This window comes from Knoellia pratensis (genome assembly GCF_042666395.1).
In the GTDB taxonomy this organism is placed as follows: Bacteria; Actinomycetota; Actinomycetes; order Actinomycetales; family Dermatophilaceae; genus Knoellia; species Knoellia pratensis.
The window spans coordinates 129423-155186 of the sequence record NZ_JBHTDJ010000004.1 but is presented as its reverse complement, the minus strand read 5'-3'; the positions used below and the strand labels follow the sequence as shown (position 1 = coordinate 155186).

Below are 25764 nucleotides of genomic sequence, written 5' to 3'. Positions count from 1 at the left end.
GTGGGTGACCGGCCCTCGGCCGTGCTGTGCTGCTCGGTCAGGAGTGGTCGCCACCGTGGTCGTGGTCGTCGTGCAGACCACCACCACTCGTGGTGCCGGCACCGACGGGCGTGCCGTCGGTGTGCTGGCCGGGAGGTGCCACCGGGCGGCCCTTGCCGCCGTTGACGTCAGCCGTGCTCATGGCATAGGTGACGAGGGCGTGGGCCATGGCGTCCGAGTTCTCGTCGACCGCCTTGACGTTGACGTTGGCGATGGTGTCGCAGGCCTGGTGGTAGCAGCGGTCGTACGCGACCCCGGCCGTGCCACCGAAGACGGCTGCCTGCTCTGCGGTCTTGACGCCCTCGGCGCCGGTGAAGAGGCCACCGGCCGGGATGCCCTGGGCGATGAAGGGTCCGTAGTCACTGCGACCGGAGAAGGCGGTCTCCTCCGACGGCAGGTTGACCGAGGCGAAGTAGTCGTGGAAGACGTCCTCGATGGCACCCGAGCCCTCAGGGCCCTTGGCCGCTCCGGGTCCGACGGGGAAGCGGGAGTTGTCGCCGTCGTAGACGAACCGGACGTAGTTGGGCGAGCCGACCATGTCGAAGTTCAGGTAGAGGGCGATGTCCTCCAGAGCCGGCTTGTCGTTGGCCACGAGGTCGGCGATGTAGTGGTTGGACCCGAGCAGACCGAGCTCCTCGGCTCCCCACCATGCGAAGCGCGTGGTGTTCTTGGGGCTGGTCTTGGCGAACTGCTCGGCGACCTCGAGGAGAGCCCCGCTGCCGCTGCCGTTGTCGTTGATGCCGGGACCCGCGACGACACTGTCGAGGTGGGCGCCGGCCATGACGACGTTGTCGTCGTTGCCCTTGGCCGTCTCGGCGAAGACGTTCCACGTCTTGCGGATCTCGGACTCGGTGTCGGTCTTGACATGCAGCGTCGTGCCGGGAGCGGACAGCTCCACACCCACGGCATAGCTCGCGCCGACGACGGGGATCGTCACCACGGGTGCGCCGAGCGTGCCCGCGACCGGGCCGGTGCGGCCCGCCTGACCCTCGTTCATCACGACGACGGCCGAGGCGCCTGCAGCCTGGGCGAGCTGGGCCTTGACCCCGAAGCTGCACGTCCCTCGCTGGATGAGGGCGATGTTGCCGGCCGGGAATCCCGCGAACGCTGCTGCGTCACATCCGGACACGGTCCCGCCGGCCGGGGCGGTCGGAGGGAGCGTCAGCTGGACCGGCGTGACTGGAGCGGTGACGTCACCCGCGCCCGAATAGGTCATCGACGCGAAGTCGGTGCCAGCGACGTAGGTCTTGGGCGAGGGCAGCACCCGGTTCATCACGGCGGGCGAGAGCTCGCGATAGAACGGGAAGTCGAACTCCTGCACCGTCGGGGCATAGCCAGCCGCCTCCAGGCGGTCGACGACGTAGTCGCGCGAGGCGGCATACCCCGGTGTGCCCGAGGCGCGGGTGCCGGCGTTGGCATTCGCGATTGACTGGAAGTTCTCGAGGTGGTCCATGACGCCGGCCGAGGTGACGGCCTGACGCAGCTTGGCGGAGGTGTTGTTGGCTGGGTCTGCTCCGGCGGGGGCTGCTGCCGCCAGGACCAGAGCTGTTCCGCCGGCTGCTGCGCCGAGTCGGAGCCACAGGGCGCGGGTGTTGTCCTGTTTCTTCACGAGTGGTGCCTTTCAGGGATGGCCACCTGCCCCATTGCAGATGGTCTCGTGACCCCGACGTGCGGGTCAGGGCCACCGTAGGGGCGCGATCGCTCCAAGACCAGAGTTCCGAGTGATGATGGCTCGCAAACCACCCGCCCGCAGCGCTGCGGGCACGATGTCTACGCGCCTGGCGCGCGGCATACCATCGTGGTGTGACGACGACGACCCCCGCCCCGCTCCCGCTCCTCGTCCTCGGCCAGGGGCGCGACCTGCGCTCCGAGCGCGGCGTCGAGTGTCCCGGTGACCTGCCGGCACCGTCCGATCCGAACCTCGTGGCACGGGCGCGGGCGGCCAAGGAGGCACTGGGCGACAAGGTGTTCGTCCTGGGTCACCACTACCAGCGCAACGAGGTCATCGAGTTCGCGGACGTCACCGGCGACTCGTTCAAGTTGGCCAAGGAAGCCGCGGCGCGTCCCGACGCACCGTGGATCGTGTTCTGTGGCGTCCACTTCATGGCCGAGTCCGCCGACATCCTCACGAGCGATGACCAGACCGTGATCCTGCCCGACCTCGCGGCCGGGTGCTCCATGGCCGACATGGCGGCGATCGCCCAGGTCGAGGACTGCTGGGAGCAGCTCGTCGAGGCCGGCGTCGCGGAGCAGACGATCCCCGTGACCTACATGAACTCCTCGGCCGCGATCAAAGCCTTCACCGGGCGCCACTCCGGCACGGTGTGCACGTCCTCCAACGCCAAGACGGCGCTCACGTGGGCGTTCGGAGAGTCCGGCGGAGTCGAGGGTGAGGGCAAGGTCCTCTTCCTTCCCGACCAGCACCTCGGACGCAACACGTGGGCGCGCGACCTCGGTGGCTCGCTGGACGACTGCGTCGTCTGGGACCCGCACCGCCCCATGGGTGGTCTGACGATCGAGCAGTTGCAGGCCGCGCGGATGATCCTGTGGCGCGGCCACTGCTCGGTCCACGGGCGCTTCACGACGGAGGCCGTCGAGGCTGCCCGCGCGACCATCCCCGGCGTCAAGGTCATCGTCCACCCCGAGTGCCGCAACGAAGTCGTCGAGCTGGCCGACGAGGTGGGTTCGACCGAAAGGATCATCCAGACCATCGCCGGCGCTCCCGATGGCACGGCCTGGGCGGTGGGCACCGAGCTCAACCTCGTCCAGCGCCTTGGTCAGATGTTCCCGAAGCAGCGCATCACCTTCCTCGAGAAGAACGTCTGCTACTGCTCAACCATGAACCGCATCGACCTGCCGCACCTCGTGTGGGCGCTCGAGTCGCTCGTCGAGGGTCGGGTCGTCAACGCCATCCGCGTCGACGAGCAGGTCGCCATCGAGGCCAGGACCGCGCTCGACCAGATGCTCGCCCTGCCCGGCGAGACCAGCAAGGACTGACCTCCTCCACCTGGCGCTGATCCGCACAGGTCGGGCGGACCTCACCTCACCTCCGAAAACGAAGTGCCTTTGCTTCACCAGCCGGAGCAGAGACACCCCCCTTTGCTTCACCTGCTGAGGCAAAGGCCCGTTGCTCCACGTTTCGTAGCAAATGGGGGTGTCTTTGCATCGCCGGTTGAAGCAAAGGCACGTCTTCACCGGACACGGTGTGAGGGCGTCCGGGGTGGGGCGCGGGACCAGGTCGGAAGCGCCAATCATGGGCGCGGCACCCACGCCTTCGTTGCTCCGGGCTCACTAGCGTCACCGGGACCAGGGCGTCAACGGCGATGTCCGGAACCCGGGAGACCGTCATGGTTCGCACCCACAAGCTCCTTCGCTGGACAACCGCACTGGCAGTGGCCGCCGCAGCAACGCTGGGCGTCGTCACGGCACAAAGGGCGTCCGCGGCCACATTGCAGCAGGTCACGTCGTTCGGGTCGAACCCCGGAGCCCTGACGATGTGGAGCTATCGCCCGGACAACACCACCGCCGGCGCTCCTCTCGTCATCGCCCTGCACGGCTGCACCCAGGACGCCAACGGATACCTCAACGGATCGGGCTGGCGTGACCTCGCGGACCGCAACGGGATCACCGTGGTTCTCCCACAGCAGGGCACGGCCAACAACATGAACAAGTGCTTCAACTGGTTCCAGTCCGGCGACGTGACCCGCGGCCAGGGCGAGGTCGCCTCGATCGCGTCGATGGTGCAGCACGCGATCACGACGTACTCCGCGAACCCGGCTCGCGTCTATGTCACCGGCCTCTCCGGCGGAGGGGCGATGACGGCCAGCATGCTCGCGGCATACCCGGATCTGTTTGCCGGCGGATCGATCAACGCGGGCATTGCGCACGGGTGCGCAACGACTGTGGCACAGGCGTATTCGTGCATGAACCCGGGCGTGGACAAGACGCCGAAGGCGTGGGGTGACCTTGCGAGAGCGGGGTATGCCGCGTGGTCCGGTCCGCGCCCGAAGGTCGCCATCTGGCACGGCCAGTCGGACACGACCGTCGCCTCGATGAACGGTCGGGAGCTGCGCGACCAATGGACCGACGTCGCTGGGGTGGGCCAATCCCCCACTGCCACAGGTACTTTGGCGTCGGGCGTGACTTGGTCGGAGTACGGCGGCGGCACGGTTCGCCTCACCGAGATCGCTGGGATGACCCACGGCACGCCCGTCGACCCCGGAACCGGGCCGACCCAGTGCGGGACGGCGGGTGCCTACTTCATCGACACGGTGTGCGGCGCCTACTACGACGCGAAGTTCTTCGGCCTGATCGGTTCCTCACCCACGCCCACGCCGACCGCGACGCCCACGGGGACCGCGACTGCGACACCGACGCCCACGCCGACCCCCACGGCGACGGCCACACCGACCTGCGTCACGGCCACCAACTACGCCCACGTCCAGGCAGGTCGAGCCCGCAACGTCGGCGGCTATGCGCTCGCGAACGGCTCCAACGACAACCTCGGGCTCTACAACACCTTCTACACGTCAGCAGTGCGCGAGACGAGCCCCGGCTACTGGCAGAAGTGCTGACCCCGATGCGTCCGGCACGGTGGTCAGACCGTCACAGTGCCGGGCGCAAGGGTTCGCTCAGAGGGAGATGAGCCCGTCGTCGCCGACGTGTGGGTTGTTGCTCGGCGAGACGCGTTCGCCCTCGGGCGGCGGGCCCGGCGGGGTCCCGTCCCCGAAGGGTCGACCACCAAGCGACTCACGCCCGTGCGGCGTCGCCCAACCAGCCAGGTCGGGACCGAGCGGCACGACTCCCGTGGGGTTGATGTCGCGGTGGACCTCGTAGTAGTGGCTCTTGATCTGCACGAAGTCCGTGGTGTCACCGAAGCCCGGCGTCTGGAAGAGATCGCGTGCGTAGGCCCACAGCACCGGCATCTCGGTGAGCTTGGTCCGGTTGCACTTGAAGTGCCCGTGATAGACGGCGTCGAAGCGGGCCAGGGTCGTGAAGAGGCGCACGTCGGCCTCGGTGATGGTGTCGCCGACGAGGTAGCGCTGCGTGGCGAGACGCTCCTCGAGCCAGTCGAGAGCCGTGAACAAACGGTCGTAGGCCGCGTCGTAGGCCGCCTGCGTCCCGGCGAACCCGCACCGGTAGACGCCGTTGTTGACCTCGGTGTAGACGCGCTTGTTGACCTCGTCGATCTCGCTGCGTCGGGGCTCGGGGTAGAGCTCCGGCGCGCCCTCCCGATGGAACTCGGCCCACTCACCGGAGAAGTCGAGCGTCATCTGCGGGAAGTCGTTGGTGACGACTCCCCCGGTGGGCACGTCCACGACCGCCGGGACCGTGATGCCCTTGGGGTAGTCGGGAAAGCGCTTGACGTAGGCGTCCTTGATGCGCGGGATCTGCAGCACCGGGTCGAGACCGCCGGGGTCGAGGTCGAACGTCCAGGAGTTCGCGTCGTGCGTCGGACCGCAGATGCCCATCGAGATGACGTCCTCGAGGCCGAGGAGCCGTCGGACGATGATCGCCCGGTTGGCCCACGGGCAGGCACGCGCGACGACGAGGCGGTAGCGGCCCGCCTCGACCGGCCACTGCTCGCCACCGCGGGTGATCCGGTCCTCGATGTAGGCCGTGTCGCGCTGGTACTCGGGCTCGACGTAGGAGCCCGGCGAGGACTCAGCGGTCCCGACGTCGCTGTCAGTGCCGATGTCAGCGTCCGACATCGTCAGGCCCTCGGCATCGCGCCGAGGCGGGCAAAGAGTGCTGCCTCTGCGACGCAGACGTTCTCGAACTCCCCGAGGTGCAGCGACTCGTTGGCGCCGTGGGCGCGGGTGTCGGGATCCTCGACGCCGGTCACGAGGATGGCGGCGTCGGGGAAGCGCTCGGCGAAGGCCGCGACGAACGGGATCGACCCCCCGACTCCGATGTCGACCGGTTCCTTGCCCCACGCATCAGCGAAGGCGGCCCGCGCCTGGTCGTAGACCGGACCGCTCGCGTCGGCGGCGAACCCGGAACCTTGGTCGTCGAGGGTGATCTCGATCTTCGCGCCCCACGGAGCGTTCTCGCGCAGGTGCTTCTCCAACGCGGCGAACGCGTCGGTCGGAACCTCATCGGCAGCGATGCGCATGGAGAGCTTGGCGCAGGCGCTGGGAACGAGGGTGTTGGACGACTTCTCGACCGACGGCGCGTTGATGCCGATCGTCGTGAGGGAGGGCTTGGTCCACATGCGCGACAGGAGCGAGCCCGAACCGATCGTCGAGACCCCGTCGAGGAGCCCGGACTCCTCGCGAAGCCGCTCCTCGGAGAACTCGAGGTCGGCCGCCTCACCGGACTTGAGCCCGGCGACGGCGACGTTGCCCTCGTCGTCGTGGAGGGTGGCGATGAGGCGCACGAGGGCCGTGATCGCGTCGGGCACTGCTCCACCGAACATGCCGGAGTGGATGCCGTGGTCGAGGGTGGTGACGGTGACGACGACGCGGATGAGACCGCGCAGGGTCGTCGTGAGCGCCGGCGTGCCGATGTCCCAGTTCGTCGAGTCGGCGAGCACGATCGCGTCGGCCCTGAGCTTGTCGCCGTGACGCTCGAGGATCGTCATGAGCGAGTCGGAACCGACCTCTTCCTCGCCCTCGACGAAGACGGTGACACCGACGGGCAGGTTGCCAGAGTGGGCGCGCAGGGCAGCGATGTGGGCCATGATCCCGGCCTTGTCGTCCGCGGCACCGCGACCGTAGAGGCGGCCGTCGCGCTCGGTCGGCTCGAACGGTGCACTGTCCCAGTCGGCGTCGTCTCCGGGCGGCTGCACGTCGTGGTGGGCATAGAGCATGACCGTCGGCGCACCCTCGGGTCCGTCGATGTGCCCGATGACGGCCGGAGCACCGCCCTCGCGCACGATCTCGACCTCGAGCCCCTCAGCACGCAGCAGCTCGGCGGTCGCCTCGGCGGACGCGTCCACGTGGCTCTGGTCGAACGCTGGCAGCGAGACGCTCGGGATCCGCGTCAGCGCCTCGAGGTCGGCGCGCAGCTGCGGCATGAGGCTCCGCACGGTCTCGCGCAGCGCAGAGAGCTCGGTCAGGTCGGTCGAGTTGATTGAATCAGTCACGTTCTGACCCTACTCAGGGCGACGGCGGCAAGCGGACCCAGCCCGGCGGCATACACTCGGGCCGTGTTCGGACGCAGCAAGACCACCCAGGAAGAGCTCACGGAGCAGGCAGCCAACGCTGCCCGCGAGGGCGCCAAGAATCGCCCCACGCCCAAGCGGCGCGACCAGGAGGCGGCCCGCAGGCAGCCCCTCGTCGTCACGGACCGCAAGGCGGCCAAGGGCGTTGACCGCACCAAGCGGCGCGAGCAGATGGCCAAGCAACGCCAGGCGATGCTCACCGGTGACGAGACGCACCTGCCGGCGCGCGACAAGGGTCCGGCCAAGCGCTACATCCGCGACTACATCGACGCTCGCTGGGGCGTCGCCGAGTTCATGCTGCCCGTCATGCTCATCGTGCTTGCGTTGTCGTTCGTGCGTGAGTCGTGGGCGATGCTCATCGTCTTCACGCTCGTCTACGGACTCATCGCCGCCGCAGTCCTCGACACGTTCCTGGCCTGGCGCCGGATCAAGAAGCAGCTCGCCGCGAAGTTCGGCGAGAACGCGGTCCAGCGCGGCGACGGCTTCTACACCGCGATGCGCGCCTTCCAGATGCGCCGCACCCGGATGCCCCGCCCGATCGTCAAGCGCGGCGCCTACCCGAGCTGAGTCAGACCGAGGCGTCGAGCGGCATCGGGCCGTAGACCTTCTCGCCGTCACGGTGCAGCGTCACAGCGGCAACGCCGGCCTCGGCCAGCTCGCGCCAGACCTCACCGAACCAGTTCTCGGCGTCGGACTGCGACGGAAACGCCGTCTCGGTCGTGGGCTCGCCGGTCACGGCTGCTCCGGCTGCGTTCTCGTAGGTCCAGGTCCAGGCGTCGGTCATGACGGGTTCTCCTCTGTGGCTGTTTCACAGGTCGGCTCGAGCACGACCTCGGTGTTCAGTGAGTTGGCGATGAAGCAGCTTTCGTGGGCTTTGTGCATGAGTTCGGCGAACTGGCTCACGTCACTGCCCGCGGCGACCAACACCCTGGGGCGCAACGTGATTCGCGTGATGCGCATCGGCTGCTCGCGCTCCGGCATGATGCCCTCGGCGTCGTCGGTGTAGTCGAGCACGTCCAGCTTCGCGGTCGCCGCGACGTGGAGGAACGAGAGCATCTGGCACGAACTGGCGGCCAGCACGAGGAGCTGCTCCGGGTTGGCCCGGGTCGCGTCACCGCGAAAGTGCGGGTCGGCGCTCAGTGCGAACGACTCCGTCGCAGGGGGCACCGCTCCATCGTGCTCACGTGTGTATGCCGTGTAGCCACCACCCGTGGATCCCTCCCACGCGATCGTGGCGCGATAACTGTGGTCACCCATGCGCGTCCGCCTCGGCTCTCGTCAGTTCTCGCGGACGCCGACCTCGACGAACGGCGGCTTGGTCACTGTCGCGGGAATCTGACGACCACGCACGTCGATCACGACCTCGTCGCCGATCGCGACCGAGCGCTCGAGCTGGGCGAGGGCGATGCCCTCCTTGCGGGTCGGGCTGAACGTCCCGGACGTCACCTCACCGACGACCTCGCCGTCCTTGAGGACGGAGCAGTGGGCGCGCGGGATGCCACGACCGGTGACGACGAGCCCACGGCCCAGGCGCGAGGTCTTGGCGGCGCGCTGCTCGGCAAGCGCCTCCTTGCCCCAGAACGCGTCCTTGTCCCAGCCGACGGCCCACGCAGCGCCGGCCATCACCGGGGTGATCTCGGTGCTGAGGTCGTTGCCGTGCAACGGATAGCCCATCTCGGTGCGGAGCGTGTCGCGCGCGCCGAGACCGGCCGGCATACCCGACTGGTCGGCGACAGCGGAGGCGAGCGCGTCCCAGAGCGAGCCGGCAGCGTCCCACGCGGGGACGAGCTCGTAGCCGCGCTCCCCCGTGTAGCCGGTGCGGCACACGATGACGGGCAGCCCCTGCCACTCCGTCTCGACGAACGACATGTAGTCGTGGTCGACGGGCAGCCCCAAAGACGTGAGCACCTCGTCACTCCTGGGACCCTGGACGGCGAACACGGCATACGCGTCGTGAAGGTTCTCGACCTCGATGCCCTCGGGAGCGGCCGCGCGCAGGAGGTCCACGACGGCAGCCGTGTTGGCCGCATTGGGGATGAGGAAGACGTCGTCCTCGCTGCGGACGTAGGCGATGAGGTCGTCGACGACGCCACCATCGTCCTGGCAGCACAGCGTGTATTGCGCCTGGCCCGGGCCGATGCGGCGCAGGTCGTTGGTGAGGCAGGAGTTGACGAAGTCGGACGCGCTGAGGTCTCCCGCCCGTCCACTCACGCGTGCCTTCCCAAGGTGGCTCACGTCGAAGAGTCCGACGCGCTCGCGAACGGACGTGTGCTCGGCGACCACACCGCCACCCGGGTATTCGATCGGCATTTCCCAGCCACCGAAGTCGGCCAGCTTGGCACCGAGCGCAACGTGGCGGTCATGGACGGGAGAGTGCAACAGATCGGTCATGACGGCACGTTATCGCGTGGCCCGGATCACGGTCGCGGCTAGGGTGCTCGGCTAAGGGGCGATGATCTCGCCTGCCCAGACCATGCCAGGAGTACATCAGTGCCCAACCTGAACCTGACCACGCGCGACGCCGCGAACCTCAAGGTCGATGCTCTCGTCGTCGGCTCCGTCTCGACCGACAAGGGCGCGACCCTCGCCGCGGGGCATGGTCTGCCGGCGGCCGCCGCGAAGCACCTCGCTGCGGTCCTCACCGACCTCGAGGCCAAGGGCAAGCGGGGCGAGACCGTTCGCGTCGTCGCCGTGCCCGACGTCGCCGCCACCGCCGTCGTCGTGACCGGCCTCGGTGCTGCCGCCGACATCACGCCCGACGTGCTCCGCTCCGCAGCTGGCTGCGCCCTGCGCTCGGTCGCGACCAAGACCTCGGTCGCCGTGGCCCTGCCGGCCACCGACGAGGCCGCTCTCGCGGCTGTCGCCGACGGTGCGTATGCCGGGTGCTACACCTTCGATGCCGCCTCCACCAAGGTGTCGGTCGGGGGCCAGTCCAAGGCCAAGAAGGCCCCTGCGGCTTCTGGGCCCAAGATCTCCGTCGTCTCGTCGCTCGGCCAGGGCAAGTCCGTCAAGTCCGCCGTCGAGCGCGCGGCCATCATCGGCTCCGCTCGCGACCTCACCCGCGACCTCGTCAACACCCCGCCGAACCTGCTCACCCCGCAGACGTTCGTCGACCGCGTGAAGGCCGTCGCCGCGGCGTCGTCGGGCAAGGTCACGATCTCGGTCCTCGACGAGAAGGCTCTCGCCAAGGGCGGCTTCGGCGGCATCGTCGGCGTGGGCCAGGGCTCGGTCAACCCGCCGCGCATCGTGACGATGACCTACTCCCCCACTGGTGGTCGCGCCAAGAGCCCGTCGGTTGCTCTCGTGGGCAAGGGCATCACCTTTGACTCGGGCGGCCTGTGCATCAAGCCGGCCGGCAGCATGCTCACGATGAAGTCCGACATGGCTGGTGCCGCAGCGGTTGCTGCCACGGTCATCGCCGCCGCCGAGCTGGGTGGCCCCGTCGCCGTCACGGGCTACCTCTGCCTCGCCGAGAACATGCCGAGTGGCACCGCGCAGCGTCCCGGTGACGTCGTGACGATGCGCAACGGCACGACCGTCGAGATCATCGACACCGACGCCGAAGGACGCATGGTCCTCGGTGACGGCCTGTGCCTTGCCAGCGAGGCCAAGCCCGACGTCATCGTCGACATCGCCACCCTCACGGGTGCGCAGATGGTCGCGCTCGGTGCCCGCGTTGCCGGTGTCATGGGCAACGACGACGCCTTCCGCAGCAAGGTCGTCGACGCCGGTGGCGCCGAGGGCGAGGACTCGTGGGCGATGCCGTTGCCGCGCGAGCTGCGCTCCGGTCTCGACTCGGTGGTCGCCGACCTCCAGCACAAGGCCGACCGTTGGGGCGGCATGCTCACGGCCGGGCTCTTCCTCCAGGAGTTCGTCGGCGAGGGCATCCCGTGGGCGCACGTCGACATCGCGGGCCCGTCGTTCAACGAGAAGGGTGCCGATGGCGCCATCCCCAAGGGTGGCACCGGCTACGGCGTCGCGACCCTCGTGAACCTCATCGAGAACCACACCTCCTGACCCCAGACGCACTTCGTGCCCGAACGGACACGGTCGCGGCTGCGTACGCAGCCGACGTCGTGTCCGTTTCGGGCACGAAGTGCGAGGTCGAGGTCAGCCGGACTTGCGGCGGAACATCTGGTCGCGCCCGGAGGTCTCGGGACCGTGACCGTGGTCGACCTTCCCCTGGTCCGCGGTGGCCGAGACATCGGCGCCGCCGTGGGCGTGCTTCTTGTCCAGGGCCTCGCGGAACTTCTTCTTCATGTCCTCGCTCGGCGTCGGACGGGAACTCTTTGACTCGGACACGGGTCCTCCTGGATCGGTGGTGCGGTCGCCCTCACTCTCGCACGGCCCACCGCGCCAGAGCCACAGGCTTTCCGCGATCGGCCTGACGCCGGGCACCCAACAATGCGATCTTGTGGACATGGTCACCGGCGCCGGGTGGGATCGCGTGACGTTGGGGCCCCGTCGGCGCCGACGCCGGATGCTGCGTCGCCTCGAGGAGCTCGACCGGCTCGATGCCCGCTCGACTCCACCCGTGTGGCGGGGACCCCAGACGACGGCGTATGCCGTGTCGCAGCCCCAGCGCCGCTCACGTGTCGCCGTGGTGCCGATCGTCGCCACCCTCGCGATCACCGCCGGGCTGCTGTGGGTGCGGGGTGTCGCGGACGAACAGATCGACCACGTCGCGAGCATCGTCCCGATGTCGCAGGTGAGGCCGCCACTCGTTGAGGACGCCCAACTCGGGCGGCTCATGGCGGCCCCGCAAGCCCCGTCCGGTTCGGGTGGCTTCGAGGTCCTCTCGACGAACCAGGACAGCACGGCCGCCTACGACCCGTGCCGGCCACTGCACCTCGTCGTCAACCGAGAGCACGCGCCCGCGGACGCCGACGCCGTCCTGCGCGACGCCATCTCGATGGTCGGCCCCGCAGCAGGGCTGCAGATCGTGGTCGATGGGCCGACCGACGAACTGGCCCAGAGCGCGCGACCGACGATGGACGCCCGCCGCTACGGCAACCGGTGGTCACCTGCCCTCGTCGCCTGGACGACGCCCGAACGGGTGCCCGCCCTCGACGGCGACGTTGCTGGAGTGGGCGGCAGTGTGGCCATGACCGACAGCCGTGGCCACCTCCACAATGTCACGGGCATCGTGCACCTCGACGGTCCAACGCTCACCGAGATCACCCTCCGCAAGGGTGGGCACGAGCTGGCTGTGGCGATCGTCGCGCACGAACTGGCCCACCTCATCGGCCTGGCCCACACTGAGGCCGCGGGTCAGCTCATGAATGCCGAGAACAGCGGCCAGACCGGGCTGGGTGATGGTGACCGCCGAGGGCTCGCGGCTCTCGCTGCGGTGCCGTGCAACCGTGAGTTCTGAGCACGCCCTGCTGATCAGCGGCCGCGCTGGCGCGAGTTCCAGTCGCGCATGCGTTGCGGGTAGCCCGTCTGGTTGACGTCGTAGGTCGGCAGGTGCAGGTCTGTTGCGAGCTTGAAGGCGTCCTCACGCGACGGGACGGCCCGGCGTGTCCACTCACCGTCGTGCGCGATGAGGATCACCGTCGTGGCCGTGACGTGGGTGGCCGGCTCGACGAACGCCTCCACCCCCCGGCGACTGCGCCCGAACTCCTCGAAGTGCTTGCGGGCCCTGCGGACGTCGTCCTTCGTTGGTGCCGCCGCACCCTTCGCGAGAGCCTCGCCCTTTCGCCGCCTGAACCACGCCATGGCGCCACGATACGGAAGACCGCTGGGAGGTGGGTGTGACTTCGCTGGGTGGGCGGACGGCATACGCGATCGTTCTGGACGGAGCTGGACCTCGTGTGACGGCGGACACGGTGCAGTGACAGGATGGGCGGCATTGGCGCGACGTCGGCGAGACCCGCTCGACGCGCGCCCCCTGACGCAACCAAGGGAGCAGTGAACGATGCCGGCCACCGCCGAGGACACCTATGACGTTGTCATCCTGGGAGGCGGAAGTGGCGGTTATGCCTGCGCCTTCCGCGCTGCGGAGCTGGGGCTTCGCGTCGCTCTCGTCGAGAAGTCCAAGCTGGGTGGGACGTGCCTGCACGTCGGCTGCATCCCGACCAAGGCCCTGCTCCACGCTGCCGAGGTCGCCGACACCGCCCGCGAGGGTGAGCAGTTCGGCGTGCGGACGACGTTCGAGTCGATCGACATGGCCGGCGTCAACGCCTACAAGGACGGCGTCGTCGGTCGCCTCTACAAGGGCCTCCAGGGTCTGGCGAAGGCGCACAAGGTCGACCTGATCGAAGGCACGGGTCGGCTCGTCGACCGCTCCACGATCGAGGTCGATGGACGCCGCGTCACTGGCAGCAATGTCGTCCTCGCGACCGGCTCCTACGCCAAGTCCCTGCCGGGTCTCGAGATCGCCGGCCGCATCATGACGAGCGAACAGGCGCTGCAGCTCGACTTCGTGCCCGACCGCGTCGTCGTCCTCGGCGGCGGAGTCATCGGCGTCGAGTTCGCGTCGGTCTTCCGGTCGTTCGGCTCCGAGGTCACGGTCGTCGAGGCCCTCCCGCGGCTCGTTGCTGCGGAGGACGAAGCCGTCTCCAAGGTTCTCGAGCGCGCGTTCCGCAAGCGCAAGATCACGGTCAAGGCAGGCGTGAAGTTCGCTGGCGCGACGCAGGAGGGCGACGTCGTCACGGTCACCCTCGAGGACGGCACGACCATCGACGCCGACCTGCTCCTCGTCGCCGTCGGGCGCGGCCCGGTCACCGACGGACTCGGCTTCGCCGAAGCCGGCGTGACCCTCGACCGTGGATTCGTCACGACCGATGACCGCCTCCGCACGGGCGTCGACGGCGTGTATGCCGTGGGCGACATCGTTCCCGGCCTCCAGCTCGCGCACCGCGGCTTCCAGCAAGGCATCTTCGTCGCCGAGGAGATCGCCGGACTGGCGCCTGCACCGATCGTCGAGTCCACGATCCCGCGCGTGACCTACTGCAACCCCGAGATCGCGTCGGTCGGACTGACCGAGGTCCAGGCGCGTGAGGTGCACGGCGAGGTCGAGACGTACGAGTACAACCTCGGCGGCAACGGCAAGTCCCAGATCCTGCAGACCGCCGGCTTCGTCAAGCTCGTGCGCTCCAAGGATGGACCGGTCGTCGGCGTCCACATGATCGGCGCGAGGATGGGCGAGCAGATCGGCGAGGCCCAGCTCATCGTCGGCTGGGAGGCGCACCCCGACGACGTGGCGCCCCTCATCCACGCCCACCCCACCCAGAACGAAGCGCTCGGCGAGGCCCATCTGGCGCTCGCCGGCAAACCCCTGCATGCTCACAACTAGAGTTGCCGCAGAGCCACCGTCGATAGGAGAACTGACACCATGTCCGAACGTGTGACCATGCCCGCCCTCGGCGAGTCCGTGACCGAGGGCACCGTCACCCGGTGGCTCAAGAACGTTGGTGACCAGGTCGCGGTGGACGAGCCGCTGCTCGAGGTCTCGACCGACAAGGTCGACACCGAGATCCCCTCCCCGGTCGCTGGCACGCTCCAGGAGATCCTCGCCGAGGAGGACGAGACCGTCCCTGTGGGCGCCGACCTCGCCGTCATCGGTGACGGCGCCGCAGACGGTGGCGACGCCGCTGCACCGGCCGAGCAGCCCGCCGAGGCCGCGGCGCAGGACGAGCCCGCCGCCGCGCCCGATGAGGAGCCCGCTGCCGCCGACAACTCCGGCCAGGCGGGCGACGGCGACGCCATCGAGTCCCCGGCGGATCAGGACGAGGTCGCCGCAGCCGGCGACGAGGGTGGCCAAGAACCGGCAACCCCCCACACCGATGCTCCCGCTGAGTCGGAGGCAAAGCAGTCAGCTCCCGCCGAGTCCGCACCCGCCGGTGGTGGCGATGGTGGTGGCGATGGTGGCACGACCGTGACCATGCCTGCCCTGGGCGAGTCCGTCACCGAAGGCACGATCACCCGCTGGCTCAAGGCCGAGGGTGACGACGTCGACGTCGACGAGCCGCTCCTCGAGGTCTCGACCGACAAGGTCGACACCGAGATCCCCTCACCCGTGGCGGGCAAGCTGAGCAAGATCCTCGTCCAGGAGGACGAGACCGTCCCCGTGGGCGCTGACCTTGCCGTGATCGGCGGCGAGGCTGCTGGCGCGGCCGCAGCTCCGGCAGCCGAGGCTGCACCGGCCCCGTCACCCGCTGCCGAGGAGCCCGCCGCGGCCCCCGAGGCCCCGGAGGCGCAGGCCCCCCAGGAACAGCCCGCTCCCGCGGCCGAGCCTGAGGCCGCTCCGGCAGCCCCTGCTCAGGCCGAGGCCCCTGCCGCTCCCGCACCGGAGGCTCCGGCAGCGCCGGCCACCCCGGCCACCCCGGCCGCTGCAGCGAGCGACGAGTCCCAGGACGCGTCGGCCTACGTCACCCCGCTCGTGCGCAAGATCGCGTCCGAGAACAACATTGACCTCGGGTCCATCAAGGGCACCGGCGTCGGCGGCCGCATCCGCAAGCAGGATGTCCTCGCAGCCGCTGAGGCCGCCAAGGCTCCGGCCGAGGCACCCGCCGCTCCCGCCTCGACGGGAGCGGCCACCCCGGCCCCTGCCTCGTCAAGTGCTGCCGCTGCCGTCGACACCAGCCTGCGCGGCACGACCCAGCCGATGACGCGCCTGCGCAAGATGATCGCCAAGCGCATGGTCGAGTCGCTCCAGACGTCGGCTCAGCTCACGACGGTCGTCGAGGTCGACGTCACCAAGATCGCGCGTCTGCGTGATCGCGCCAAGGGTGACTTCGCCCGCCGCGAGGGCAGCAAGCTCAGCTTCCTGCCGTTCTTCACGCTCGCCGCGATCGAGGCCCTCAAGGTCCACCCGACGGTCAACGCCAGCATCGACGGCGACAACGTCACCTACCACGGCACCGAGAACGTCGGCATGGCCGTCGACACCGCCAAGGGCCTCCTCGTGCCGGTCGTCAAGAACGCTGGCGACCTCAACATCGCCGGGCTCTCGCGCAACATCGCCGATCTTGCGGAGCGCACGCGCACCAACAAGATCATGCCGGACGACCTCGCCGGTGGGACGTTCACGATCACCAACACCGGGTCGCGTGGAGCCCTGTTCGACACGCCGATCATCAACCAGCCGCAGGTCGCCATCCTCGGCACCGGCGCGGTCGTGAAGCGGCCCGTCGTCGTCAAGGACTCCGACGGTGGCGAGACCATCGCGATCCGCTCGATGGTGTACCTGGCCCTCTCCTACGACCACCGGATCGTGGATGGCGCCGACGCCGCCCGCTTCCTCACCACCGTCAAGGAGCGGCTCGAGGAAGGCGCCTTCGAGGCGGATCTGGGCCTCTGAGGCTCTGGGGCCTCTGAGGCTCTGGGGTCCCTGATTCACATGACACAGCGCATCGCCGTCGCCGGTTCGTCCGGGCTGATCGGCGGTGCGCTGTGTCGTTCCCTGCGTGAACGCGGTGACGACGTCATCCGCCTGGTTCGGCGCCCGCCGGAGCACATGTCCGAGATCCAGTGGGACCCCTCCACCCGGCAGCTCGATCCTGCACTTCTCGATGGCGTCGACGCTGTGGTCAACGTCGCAGGTGCGAGCCTGGGTGCCCATCGGTGGAGCCCGGCCTTCAAGGTCGAGCTGATCAGCTCACGCACCGACGGAACCACCGCCCTGGCCACGGCGATCGCCGCGACAGGACGTCCGATCCACCTCGTCAACGGCTCAGCGGTGGGCTACTACGGCGATCGCGGCGAGGAGATCCTCACCGAGGAGAGCAGCGCGGGTTCGGGATTCCTCGTCGACCTCGTTCACGCCTGGGAGGGTGCGACCGAGCCGGCGGAGGCGGCAGGCGCACCGGTGGCTCGCCTGCGCACCGGCATCGTCCTGGCTCCGGACGGTGATGCGATCAAGGCGTTGCTCCGCCTGACGAAGCTCGGACTCGGTGGCCCGCTCGGCAACGGGCGGCACTACTGGTCGTGGATCACGCTCGCCGACCACGTCCGAGCCATCCAGCACGTTCTCGACCAGAGGCTCGAGGGTCCCGTGAACCTCACCGGCCCCGAACCTGCCCGCCAACGCGACATCGTCGCCGAGATGGGTCGGCAACTGCACCGCCCGACCCTGCTCCCCGCTCCCCGACTCGCGCTTCGCCTCGTCGTCGGTGAGATGGCCGGGGACATCGTCGCGAGCCAGCGGGCCGTCCCGAAACGACTGCAGGACAGCGGTTTCACCCACGAACAGGCGACGCTCCCCGACGCGATCCGCTGGTTGCTGGCCGCTCCCGCATAGAGGTCCGTCTCAGCTCAGACCGCTCGCACGTCGCGGACGCGCCAGCCCGAGTCGGTGCGGACGAGATCGAGGAGCACAGACGCTGCAACGACGGCAGGCCTGCGTTGATCCCCACCGGGCCCCCTCACCACATGGGCTCCCGTGTCGATGCGCGCCCGGATCGTGGCAACCCCACCCGACTCCCCCACGAAGGTCGCCTCACGCACGATGAAGGCCAGGCCGACATAGCGCTGGTTGGCCCGCTGCACACCGGCCAGCACCTCCGTGTCGCGGACGAGTGCCGGTGAGCGTGGTGCGTCGACCTCGATGAGCCTGGCCGCTATCCCGGTCGACCAGGCCTCCGCGCGCGCCCGCGCCAGGGCACCCACGAGGCCGAGCGGATCGGCGCGGGGCGCATCCTTCGCGAGGCGCACGTCAGAGGTTCCCGACGGGGCCGGCGGTGCGGGCTCAGCCGGCCCGCTTGCCGCGCCAGCGGTCGAGGCCCTCGCGTCGTCCCGTCCACTGCTCCACGCCACAACCCCGAGCCCCACCGCAGCCATGATGCCGACGACCGCGACGAACGGCGCGACGGCGCGCCCGCCCCTCAGCAGCCACGACGCCGCGTTCCTGGCGGTGGAGGTGGTGCTCAGGCCACGACGGGCGATCACACGAGCGCGCACGTGCCCGGGCGCCGACTTTGCCGCGGCACCACCATCGGTCGAGGCACGAGCAGCCGCCCGGATCCGGCGAGTGAGCAGGCTGACGTCATCTCCGCCGGTCACGAGCACGAGCGGCTCGGGGGCTGCGCTCTCGAAGATCGCCACCGCCAAGGCATCAGCATCGGGCCGGTCCTCGGGCCGCGATCGCAGCGCTCCTTCGACCGCGCTCACCAGATCGGCGGGGAGCCCGGCGACCCGTTCACCCAGCCGCCCCCGGATCACGGTCGGTCCGGGCGCCTCTCCCGTCAGGACGAACCACGCCAACGCGCCAAGGGCGTAGGTGTCGGATGCCTGCGTCGGCGCCCCGCCCACCGCCACCTCGGGCGCGATGAAGCCCTCCGTCCCCCGAAGCTCTGCGAGCTGCTCACCCACGATCCGCGCCACCCCGAGATCGGCCAGGAAGGGACGCCCCTCGAGATCGAGCAGGACGTTGTCGGGTGAGACGTCGCCGTGCACGACGCCGATCCCGTGCAGCCGCCCCAGGGTGGACGCGATCGGGCTCAGGACCGTGACGGCCTCGCCCGGTGCAAGATGCCCGCGCGCGCGGACAGCGGCCCCGAGAGTGCCACCGGCCAGGTGGTCGAGCACGAGAGCGACGTCGCCACTGGGCAGCGCCGTCGCCTCGTGCAACCGGACGAGGTGGGGATCGGAGATCCGACCGAGCACTGCCAACTCCACGAGGGCGTCTGCAGCGTCGACAGCGGGCACCACCTTGATCGCGACCGTCGCACCCGTGGCATCCGTCGCCGACCACACCGCGCCCGACCCGCCCTGTCCGATCGGCTCGACGACGTCGTAGCCCGGCACGCTGGGAGTGGTGTGGTCCACGATCCGGTGGCGGCCGGCATACCGGCGCTCGGTCGGCCTTTCCGAGGTCTCCATGACCTCATGCTTGCCGAGATGGCCAAAGTCGCCGCGAGCTTTTCCACAGGGTCAGGCGATGCGCTCCCCCGCCGACGCGACGCCGAGCCACGTGTGCGGGTTGCCGTCCCAGCACCAACCGAGCTTGGGCGCGCGCTCGCTGATCCACAGGGCCGGAACCCGCCGGTCCGGGCGACGCGATCCCGAGAGCATGAAGCACTTGTTCTTCTCGAGCAGGTGCGGCGCCTGCGTGACCACGGCGATGCCCTCGTCGATGGTGATCGGTGTCCGGCCGCGACCTCTGATGACCGGCAACGCCTCCTCCGGGCGAACACCGCAGAACTCCTCGCCGCGGTCGATGTCGACGAGCAGGTAGGCACGCGTCACCGGCACCTCGAGCTCGGGCAGCGGGTCGTAGGTCGCGAGGTCGCCCTCGGCGTGGTTGCGGTCGACGACGCCGGGCTTGCGTCCGCCGACGAGGCGGAGCAGCGGCACGGTGGTGGTGGGGTCGACGAGTGCGCGGGTCACGACGATCACGTATGCCGTCCGCCCCGGTTCGTCCTTCGGCTCCGCCTCGTCGAGACGGCGGGCCCGTTCAGCCAACGGTGCGAGCTCCGCGCGAAAGTCGTTCTCGCTCAGCCCTGCCAATGATGGGTACCCCAGCTCGACGAGCCTGGTGACCTGGTCCTCGAATGACATGCGCTCTCCTCTGCCTCGGCACGGGGTACTCAACGCATCGCCGCCAGCGGACGTTCCCGAGGGTCGGGCTGGAACCAGCCGGTGCTCTCAGCGGTGAGGACCGCCTCGGCTCTGTACCCGGCGGAGCGGGGTATGCCGTCGGATGCCTTTCACGCTGTCCGGTTAGGGTCGAAGCCATGCCTGCCGACCAGCCGACGATCCTCGCCACCTCGGGTGGTTACCGCCCCGCCAGCCGGACGTACCTTGAGTTCGACGCCCTCGTCCACCACGCCGTCGAGCTCTCCGGCGTCACGGGACGGCGCCCCAGGATCACCGTCCTCGGCACGGCGAGCGGTGACCAGCGGTTCTACAACGACCACCTGCACCAGGCTGGTCGAGTCGCCGGCTTCGAGATCTCCACCCTCGACCTCTTCCCGATGCCGAGCCACGAAGACGTGCCCGGGTTGCTCCTCGACCAGGACGTCGTCTGGGTCAATGGCGGCTCGGTCGCCAACCTCCTGGCCGTCTGGCAGGTCCACGACCTCGCGCCCGCGATGCGGGCAGCCTGGGAGGCCGGGGTGGTCCTCTCCGGCGTCTCGGCAGGATCCATCTGCTGGTACCTCGGCGGGACGACCGACTCGTTCGGTCCGGACCTGCGTGCCGTCACCAACGGTCTCGCCCTCCTCCCCTACGGCAACGGCGTGCACTACGACTCCGAGGCCCGTCGGCGACCGCTCGTCCACGAGCTCGTCGCCAACGGCACCCTGCCGACCACCCACTGCACCGACGACGGAGTCGGGCTCGTCTATCACGGCACCGAGCTCGCCGAGGCCGTCTCGGAGCGCGACGACAAGGGCGCCTACATCGTCACGCGCGACGGTGACACGGCCGTCGAGGAGCGCATCGAACCGCGCCGCCTCGTCAACCCCTGAGGCTCAGCCCTTGAACTGGTCTGCGGTGTCCTGCAACCGATTCCGGTAGTTCTCCCAGTAACCCGGGCCTCCCTCGGGCAGGTTCATCGCGTCTGGGCGCATCCCGGCGGCACCGTCGATGAGCTCCCTGACGATGTCCATCTGGCCGCCGTGCCGGTTGGTCTCGGCGATCATGTGGACGAGGAGCCATTGCAGGGTCACGTCCATGCCGTCCTTCCCCCACCACGGCACCCGCCCGACGTGGTCGAGGTCGAGATCGTCGATGAGCGCATCGGCATGGACGACAACGCGGTGGAAGAGGTCGATGATCGAGTCCCGCGACTCCTGCGCGGTCGCCCACATGTCGCCGTTGTCCTCGAGCGTGTCCGCCATCATCTCGGGGTACCAGCCAGGCATGTCGGCAACGGGTCGGCCGAAGCAGTCACCGAAGTAGCCCGCCTCGACGCCGGCAAGGTGCTTGACGACTCCGAGGAGGTTCGTGCCGGTCGCAGTCAGGGGCCGCCGGAGGTCGTGCTCCGAGAGACCTTCGAGCTTCCACAGCACGGCCTCGCGGGCGCGGGTCAGGTAGCGGTGCAGGACGGCTTTGTGGTCCTCGGTCATGTCAGGAATCCCCTTCTTCGGTGTGACCGGGACGCAGTCCCGGGGTGATGACCTCGACGACGCGCTCCCCCTCGGCACTGGCACGCGCGGCGTCGATGACGGCAAGGGTGTGGATGGCGTCGTGGGGGTCGACCGGCATGGCCGCTTGCGGGTCCGGCGCCGACAGAGCGGCGCCGACCGCGCGATAGAAGTCGACCTGACTCGCGGGCGTCGTGGGCACGGCCTCGCGCTCCATCGCGCGCATGAGCCAGCCACAGTGCTCGGCATCGGCGTCCGCGAGGTCCGCATAGACGTTGGGCTCACCCTCGAACTCGTTCTGGATGTATGCCGCATCGCTCCCGAGCAACCGAGCGCGGGGCCCAGCCGCACCGGAGACCGACGTGGCACCGAGGTGACTGACCACGCCGGACGCGTGACGGCATACGAGGAAGGCATCGTCCTCAGCGGGAGTCGTGTGGGACTGGACGGTGGCAAACACCGTGAGCACGGGCCCGAAGAGCTGCACCGCCGAGTCGATGAGGTGCGCGTGCAGGTCGAGGAGGATGCCCCCGCCCTCGGCCGCAGGAGCGTTCTCGCGCCAGCGGTCCTTGGGGACGGGGCGCCAGCGTTCCCAACGCAGCTCGCACCGGAACGGCTCTCCCGCGAGGCGATCCGCGACCACGGTGGCCAGAGTCGTGTGTGACGGGTCGTAGCGTCGGTTGTGGAAGACCGTGAGCGGCACCCCGGCGTTCTCGGCGGCATCGACCACGGTCAGGCAGTCGTCGGCGTTGACGGCCAAGGGCTTGTCGACGACGCACGCGATGCCCGCCTCGATGACCTTGAGGGCGTGCTCGAGGTGGTTGCCACTCGGCGTCGCCAGCACGATGACGTCGAGGCAGTCGACAGCGAGGAGTGCATCGAGGTCGTCCACGACGAGCGCATCGGGGAAGTCCTGCGCCACCTCGGCCCGACGATCCGGATTCGAGGTCGCCACCGCGGCGAGCACGAGTCCCGCCTCGCGAATGATCGGCGCGTGGATCCCGCGCCCTGCCGATGCATACCCAGCCAGTCCAACTCTCACCATGGCGTGAACCCTAGTGCGCAGGACCGTCAGCGATCTCGCGCTTTTCCGCGTGTGCCCCACGATCGCCAGCGAGCCGCGCCGGCCACCACACCGCTGCGCCGAGGTCGTAGGACAGCGCCGGGACGAGCAGGCTGCGAACGACGAACGTGTCGAGGATGACCCCGAAGGCCACGATGAAGGCGACCTGCACGAGGAAGACCAGCGGCAGGACCGTCAACGACGAGAAGGTCGCCGCGAGGACGATGCCGGCACTCGTGATGACGCCACCCGTGACCGCGAGCCCGACGAGGATCCCGGGCCGCGTCCCACGATGCACGGACTCCTCTCGCACGCGGGTCATGAGGAAGATCGAGTAGTCGATTCCCAAGGCCACGAGAAAGACGAACCCGTAGAGCGGAATCGCCGGGTCACTCCCGCCGAAACCCAGGACGTGATCGAAGACCAACGCCGACACCCCGATCGTCGCGGCGAACGAGATGACGTTGGCGGTGACCAGCAGCAGGGGCGCGACCAACGAACGCAGGAGCAGGCACAGCACGAGGAAGATGACGAGAAGGATCGCCGGGACGATGACCCGCAGATCACGGCCACTCGCCTCGAGCACGTCGAGGTTGATCGCTGCCTGACCACCAACGAGCGCGTCGGGACTGACGTCGTCGAGGGAGGCGCGCAGCCGTCGCACGGTCTCCTCGGCACCAGGACTGTCGGCTGCCCCGGTCGGCGTTCCTTGCACGAGCTGGAGCCCATCCACGGCGGCCGCCTCGGGAACGGGTTGCCCGGGGACCGCTGGCGCGAGACCGATGTAGGCCGACTCGATGCCGGGATCGGCGTCCATCGCCCCTCGAACCGCCTCCGCGTGGTCGGCCGGAGCGACGACCTGGACGGGGCTGCCGGACCCGGCCGCGAAGTGCCGCTCGATCGCGCCCTGCGCATCGACCGAGTCGGTTGCGACGAGGAACGTGTCCTTGATGGTCACCCCGTCCGCCTTGAACGTCGGCGCGAACGCGGCGGCGGCGAGCAGGGCCGCAAGCGTGATCACCCACGTCCTACGGGGATGCCGGCCGACCAGGCCGGACACCCGACCCCACAACGAGCGAGTGCCCACGGCATCCTCGGCATGAGTGTGATCGACGCGAGGAGCGAACGGCCAGAACGCCTTTCGCCCGAAGAGCAGCAACACCGCCGGCAGGAACGTCAACGACGCGAGCAACGCCCCAGCGATGCCGAACGCACCCACTGGCCCCAGCCCCGCCGTGTTCTGGAGCGAGGCGAGCATGAGGCAGAGCAGGCCGAGGATGACGGTCGCGGCCGAGGCGACGATCGGCTCGACCGAACCCCGCCAGGCCCGGCGCAGCGCGATCCAGCTGCTCTCGTGCTCGTGCAGTTCCTCTCGGAACCGGCTCACGAGCAGCAGGGCGTAGTCAGTCGCTCCCCCGACGACGAGGATGAACATGATCCCCTGCGACTGACCGGACAGTTCGATCGTGCCGCTTTCGGCGAGCGGTCGGATGACGAGCACGGCGAGGGACAGGCCGAAGACCGCACTGAGCAGCACCGCGATCGGGAGGATCGGGCTGCGATAGACGACGAGCAGGATGACGAGGACGACGACCAGAGCCACGAGCAGCAGAACCCCGTCGATCCCCGCGAAGGCGGCGGAGAAGTCGGCGATGAGGCCACCTGGTCCTCCGACATGAGTCGTCATCCCCGCCGGCCCCAGCATCACCCGCGCCTTGACCCGCACCTCCTCGGCTGCCGCGACGATGGGCGCCTCGCCGTCGATCACGTCCGAGGTCGCGGTCTCCTTCAGGGGGATGATGACGAGCGCCGCTCGCTTGTCCTCGGCAGGTACGGGGGCAATCTGCGATCCCTCCCCGATGTAGTCGCCGAGCGTCTTGTTCATACCCGGCAGCGGAATGCTCGGCAGTTCGCGGATCAGCTGAAGGAGCGCGAAGGCGTCCCGCTCACCCAGCTCGGCGCCGTCGCGTCGCTCGGCCACGACGATGAGAGGGATCTCTTCCTCGTCACTGAACCGGCTCACGGCCTCCAGCACTGCGGTCGACTCGGCATCAGCGGGCAGGAATGACGCGTTGTCGTTCTTCTGGACCTCGGAGAGCTTCCCGGTCGCAGGCCCACCCACCGCCCCGATCGCCAACCAGACGAGGATGACGGCGAGTGCTCCGAGGAGGATCCGTCGAGGTCTGCCCACCGTTGTCGCGCGCTCGCGGCTCGTCATGTCCGGAGCCTACGTCGGTGCGATGCAGCGCAAGGTGCGCTCACGGCATACCGTGGGTTCATGCGTTTTGTGCACCTGGGTTTCGCTCCGGACTTCGTCGACTACCTCGACGGCTGGGAGCGACAGCGAGAGGTGCACGCTGCCGTGGCGCAGGGGCGTGAGCCCAACACGACGCTCCTGCTCGAGCACTCCGCCGTCTACACCGCCGGCAAGCGCACCCAGCCCGAGCAGCGGCCGTTCGACGGGACGCCTGTCGTCGATGTCGACCGTGGTGGCCTCATCACGTGGCACGGTCCCGGTCAGCTCGTCGGCTACCCGATCGTCGCCCTTCAGGAGGTGCCGATCGACGTCGTCGCCCATGTGCGCCGGCTCGAGGACGCCATGATGCGGATGACGCGCGAGTTCGGCATCGAGACGGTGCGCGTCGATGGCCGCAGCGGTGTGTGGGTGCTCGCCGACGACCGCGGTCCCGACCGCAAGCTCGGGGCCATCGGCGTCCGGGTGAGCAAGCGCACGACGATGCACGGCTTCGCGCTGAACTGCGATGCCGACCTGACCTGGGCCGACAACATCGTGGCCTGTGGCATCGACGACGCCGGCGTCTCGTCGATCAGTCGCGAGGCCGGACGGCCTGTGACGGTCCAGGACCTCCTCCCCTACGCCGAGAAGCACCTCACCGACGTCTTGGGCTGAGTTCGTCCACCACCACGACGGCGTATGCCGTCCGCTCGTCAACCGCTCTGAGCGCAGCTCAACGGGTTCGGCAGTTGCGTGATGCGCCCGCACGAGAGCCGCGTCTGCCTCGGTTCACCCCCGAAACTGTCCCTGCTGCTGTCGATGTCGGATGTGAGGGTTCCGTCTGCCGTCAGGCGCCACCCGAAGACGATGGGGTCCCCTTCGACCGTGGGAGCAGTGACTGTGAGCGCAGCGCTTCGGCGCTCCCGGAGGGCGCTCTCGAGGCAAGCGATCTCCTCTGCCCCCGCCACCTCCAGCAGCTCCCCCTGATCGAGGACGAGCGAGCCGCAACGGATGTCGGCCGTCGCCGAGGGCACGGCCTGCGGTGTGTCGCTGGCCGACGTGTGCGAGCCACACGCCGCCAGGAGTCCGAGCGTTGCCACCGATCCGAGTCGTCTCATGCACCTCTGACGCTGGTGGAGGCGCCTCGGTTCCCACCGCTCGTGGGACCTGGGTACGCGAGGGTGTGGTGGCCGGTTCGAGGGGCTGTTGTGGGTGTGTTCGGGGTCACCTG

At 69.3% G+C, this 25764-nt stretch carries 24 protein-coding genes; 10 read left to right on the top strand and 14 right to left on the bottom strand.

Going from position 1 to position 25764, the window contains the following annotated elements; genetic code table 11:
* Positions 1-37: 37 nt before the first annotated feature.
* Positions 38-1648 (bottom strand): M28 family metallopeptidase, encoded by a 1611-nt coding sequence (locus ACFQRE_RS16850; RefSeq protein ID WP_380124638.1) that lies wholly within the window; start codon positions 1646-1648, stop codon positions 38-40.
* Between the two features lie 194 nt (positions 1649-1842).
* Here ACFQRE_RS16850 and nadA point away from each other — a divergent pair, with 194 nt between their 5' ends.
* Together nadA and ACFQRE_RS16840 are read left to right on the top strand one after the other, a co-directional pair.
* On the top strand, positions 1843-3036 hold the full coding sequence (gene nadA / locus ACFQRE_RS16845; RefSeq protein WP_380124636.1) for a quinolinate synthase NadA: 1194 nt from the start codon (positions 1843-1845) through the stop codon (positions 3034-3036).
* Positions 3037-3386: 350 nt separating this feature from the next.
* Positions 3387-4613: an extracellular catalytic domain type 1 short-chain-length polyhydroxyalkanoate depolymerase gene (locus ACFQRE_RS16840; protein WP_380124634.1), complete on the top strand. Its 1227-nt coding sequence runs from the start codon at positions 3387-3389 to the stop codon at positions 4611-4613.
* A gap of 57 nt (positions 4614-4670) precedes the next feature.
* On the opposite strand, the gene ACFQRE_RS16835 is transcribed toward ACFQRE_RS16840, so the two are convergent.
* Positions 4671-5750, bottom strand: a complete 1080-nt coding sequence (locus ACFQRE_RS16835; protein WP_380124633.1) for a glutathione S-transferase family protein — start codon at positions 5748-5750, stop codon at positions 4671-4673.
* Between the two features lie 2 nt (positions 5751-5752).
* Positions 5753-7126, bottom strand: a complete 1374-nt coding sequence (locus tag ACFQRE_RS16830; protein WP_380124632.1) for a dipeptidase — start codon at positions 7124-7126, stop codon at positions 5753-5755.
* Between the two features lie 63 nt (positions 7127-7189).
* On the opposite strand from ACFQRE_RS16830, the gene ACFQRE_RS16825 reads away from it, so the two are divergent.
* Entirely contained in the window at positions 7190-7771 is a 582-nt protein-coding gene (locus tag ACFQRE_RS16825; RefSeq protein WP_380124631.1) for a DUF3043 domain-containing protein, read from the top strand.
* Position 7772: 1 nt separating this feature from the next.
* Here ACFQRE_RS16825 and ACFQRE_RS16820 read toward each other — a convergent pair whose 3' ends face one another.
* Genes ACFQRE_RS16820 through gcvT form a run of 3 tightly spaced genes read right to left on the bottom strand, consistent with a single transcriptional unit; the run spans position 7773 to position 9595 of the window.
* Positions 7773-7988 carry a hypothetical protein gene (locus tag ACFQRE_RS16820; protein ID WP_380124629.1) on the bottom strand — a complete coding sequence of 72 codons (216 nt, stop codon included), beginning with the start codon at positions 7986-7988 and terminating at the stop codon, positions 7773-7775.
* Positions 7985-8461 carry an OsmC family protein gene (locus ACFQRE_RS16815; RefSeq protein WP_380124627.1) on the bottom strand — a complete coding sequence of 159 codons (477 nt, stop codon included), beginning with the start codon at positions 8459-8461 and terminating at the stop codon, positions 7985-7987. The genes ACFQRE_RS16820 and ACFQRE_RS16815 overlap by 4 nt, the downstream gene beginning before the upstream one ends.
* A 21-nt stretch (positions 8462-8482) precedes the next feature.
* Positions 8483-9595: a glycine cleavage system aminomethyltransferase GcvT gene (gcvT, locus tag ACFQRE_RS16810; RefSeq protein ID WP_380124625.1), complete on the bottom strand. Its 1113-nt coding sequence runs from the start codon at positions 9593-9595 to the stop codon at positions 8483-8485.
* Positions 9596-9694: 99 nt separating this feature from the next.
* Between gcvT and ACFQRE_RS16805 the strand changes: the two genes are divergently transcribed.
* On the top strand, positions 9695-11221 hold the full coding sequence (locus ACFQRE_RS16805; RefSeq protein WP_380124623.1) for a leucyl aminopeptidase: 1527 nt from the start codon (positions 9695-9697) through the stop codon (positions 11219-11221).
* Positions 11222-11314: 93 nt separating this feature from the next.
* Here the strand turns inward: ACFQRE_RS16805 and ACFQRE_RS16800 are convergent, their stop codons facing one another.
* A complete protein-coding gene (locus tag ACFQRE_RS16800; protein WP_040883456.1) occupies positions 11315-11506 on the bottom strand; it encodes a DUF5302 domain-containing protein in 192 nt (63 codons plus the stop codon).
* 118 nt (positions 11507-11624) lie between these two features.
* Here ACFQRE_RS16800 and ACFQRE_RS16795 point away from each other — a divergent pair, with 118 nt between their 5' ends.
* Entirely contained in the window at positions 11625-12578 is a 954-nt protein-coding gene (locus ACFQRE_RS16795) for a hypothetical protein (protein ID WP_380124620.1), read from the top strand.
* A 14-nt stretch (positions 12579-12592) separates the two neighbouring features.
* Here the strand turns inward: ACFQRE_RS16795 and ACFQRE_RS16790 are convergent, their stop codons facing one another.
* Positions 12593-12922, bottom strand: a complete 330-nt coding sequence (locus tag ACFQRE_RS16790; RefSeq protein ID WP_380124618.1) for a hypothetical protein — start codon at positions 12920-12922, stop codon at positions 12593-12595.
* Between the two features lie 199 nt (positions 12923-13121).
* Here ACFQRE_RS16790 and lpdA point away from each other — a divergent pair, with 199 nt between their 5' ends.
* The 3 genes from lpdA to ACFQRE_RS16775 are packed head-to-tail and all read left to right on the top strand — an operon-like array spanning position 13122 to position 17447.
* A complete protein-coding gene (gene lpdA, locus ACFQRE_RS16785; protein WP_380124616.1) occupies positions 13122-14501 on the top strand; it encodes a dihydrolipoyl dehydrogenase in 1380 nt (459 codons plus the stop codon).
* A 39-nt stretch (positions 14502-14540) separates the two neighbouring features.
* Positions 14541-16508, top strand: coding sequence for a 2-oxoglutarate dehydrogenase, E2 component, dihydrolipoamide succinyltransferase (gene sucB, locus ACFQRE_RS16780; protein WP_380124614.1), 1968 nt, complete (start codon positions 14541-14543; stop codon positions 16506-16508).
* A 39-nt stretch (positions 16509-16547) separates the two neighbouring features.
* On the top strand, positions 16548-17447 hold the full coding sequence (locus ACFQRE_RS16775) for a TIGR01777 family oxidoreductase (protein WP_380124612.1): 900 nt from the start codon (positions 16548-16550) through the stop codon (positions 17445-17447).
* A gap of 14 nt (positions 17448-17461) precedes the next feature.
* Here the strand turns inward: ACFQRE_RS16775 and ACFQRE_RS16770 are convergent, their stop codons facing one another.
* Both ACFQRE_RS16770 and ACFQRE_RS16765 read right to left on the bottom strand, forming a co-directional pair.
* On the bottom strand, positions 17462-19027 hold the full coding sequence (locus tag ACFQRE_RS16770; protein ID WP_380124610.1) for a serine/threonine-protein kinase: 1566 nt from the start codon (positions 19025-19027) through the stop codon (positions 17462-17464).
* A gap of 51 nt (positions 19028-19078) precedes the next feature.
* Positions 19079-19705 (bottom strand): DUF5701 family protein, encoded by a 627-nt coding sequence (locus tag ACFQRE_RS16765; RefSeq protein ID WP_380124608.1) that lies wholly within the window; start codon positions 19703-19705, stop codon positions 19079-19081.
* 176 nt (positions 19706-19881) lie between these two features.
* On the opposite strand from ACFQRE_RS16765, the gene ACFQRE_RS16760 reads away from it, so the two are divergent.
* Positions 19882-20616: a Type 1 glutamine amidotransferase-like domain-containing protein gene (locus ACFQRE_RS16760; RefSeq protein ID WP_380124606.1), complete on the top strand. Its 735-nt coding sequence runs from the start codon at positions 19882-19884 to the stop codon at positions 20614-20616.
* 3 nt (positions 20617-20619) lie between these two features.
* On the opposite strand, the gene ACFQRE_RS16755 is transcribed toward ACFQRE_RS16760, so the two are convergent.
* The 3 genes from ACFQRE_RS16755 to ACFQRE_RS16745 are packed head-to-tail and all read right to left on the bottom strand — an operon-like array spanning position 20620 to position 24515.
* On the bottom strand, positions 20620-21216 hold the full coding sequence (locus tag ACFQRE_RS16755; protein WP_380124604.1) for a DinB family protein: 597 nt from the start codon (positions 21214-21216) through the stop codon (positions 20620-20622).
* Position 21217: 1 nt separating this feature from the next.
* A complete protein-coding gene (locus ACFQRE_RS16750; protein WP_380124602.1) occupies positions 21218-22279 on the bottom strand; it encodes a Gfo/Idh/MocA family protein in 1062 nt (353 codons plus the stop codon).
* Between the two features lie 10 nt (positions 22280-22289).
* On the bottom strand, positions 22290-24515 hold the full coding sequence (locus ACFQRE_RS16745) for an MMPL family transporter (RefSeq protein ID WP_380124600.1): 2226 nt from the start codon (positions 24513-24515) through the stop codon (positions 22290-22292).
* Positions 24516-24575: 60 nt separating this feature from the next.
* Here ACFQRE_RS16745 and lipB point away from each other — a divergent pair, with 60 nt between their 5' ends.
* Complete coding sequence (gene lipB / locus ACFQRE_RS16740; protein ID WP_380124598.1) at positions 24576-25208, top strand: lipoyl(octanoyl) transferase LipB; 633 nt, start codon at positions 24576-24578, stop codon at positions 25206-25208.
* Between the two features lie 38 nt (positions 25209-25246).
* Here lipB and ACFQRE_RS16735 read toward each other — a convergent pair whose 3' ends face one another.
* Positions 25247-25651: a hypothetical protein gene (locus ACFQRE_RS16735; protein ID WP_380124596.1), complete on the bottom strand. Its 405-nt coding sequence runs from the start codon at positions 25649-25651 to the stop codon at positions 25247-25249.
* Positions 25652-25764: the final 113 nt, after the last annotated feature.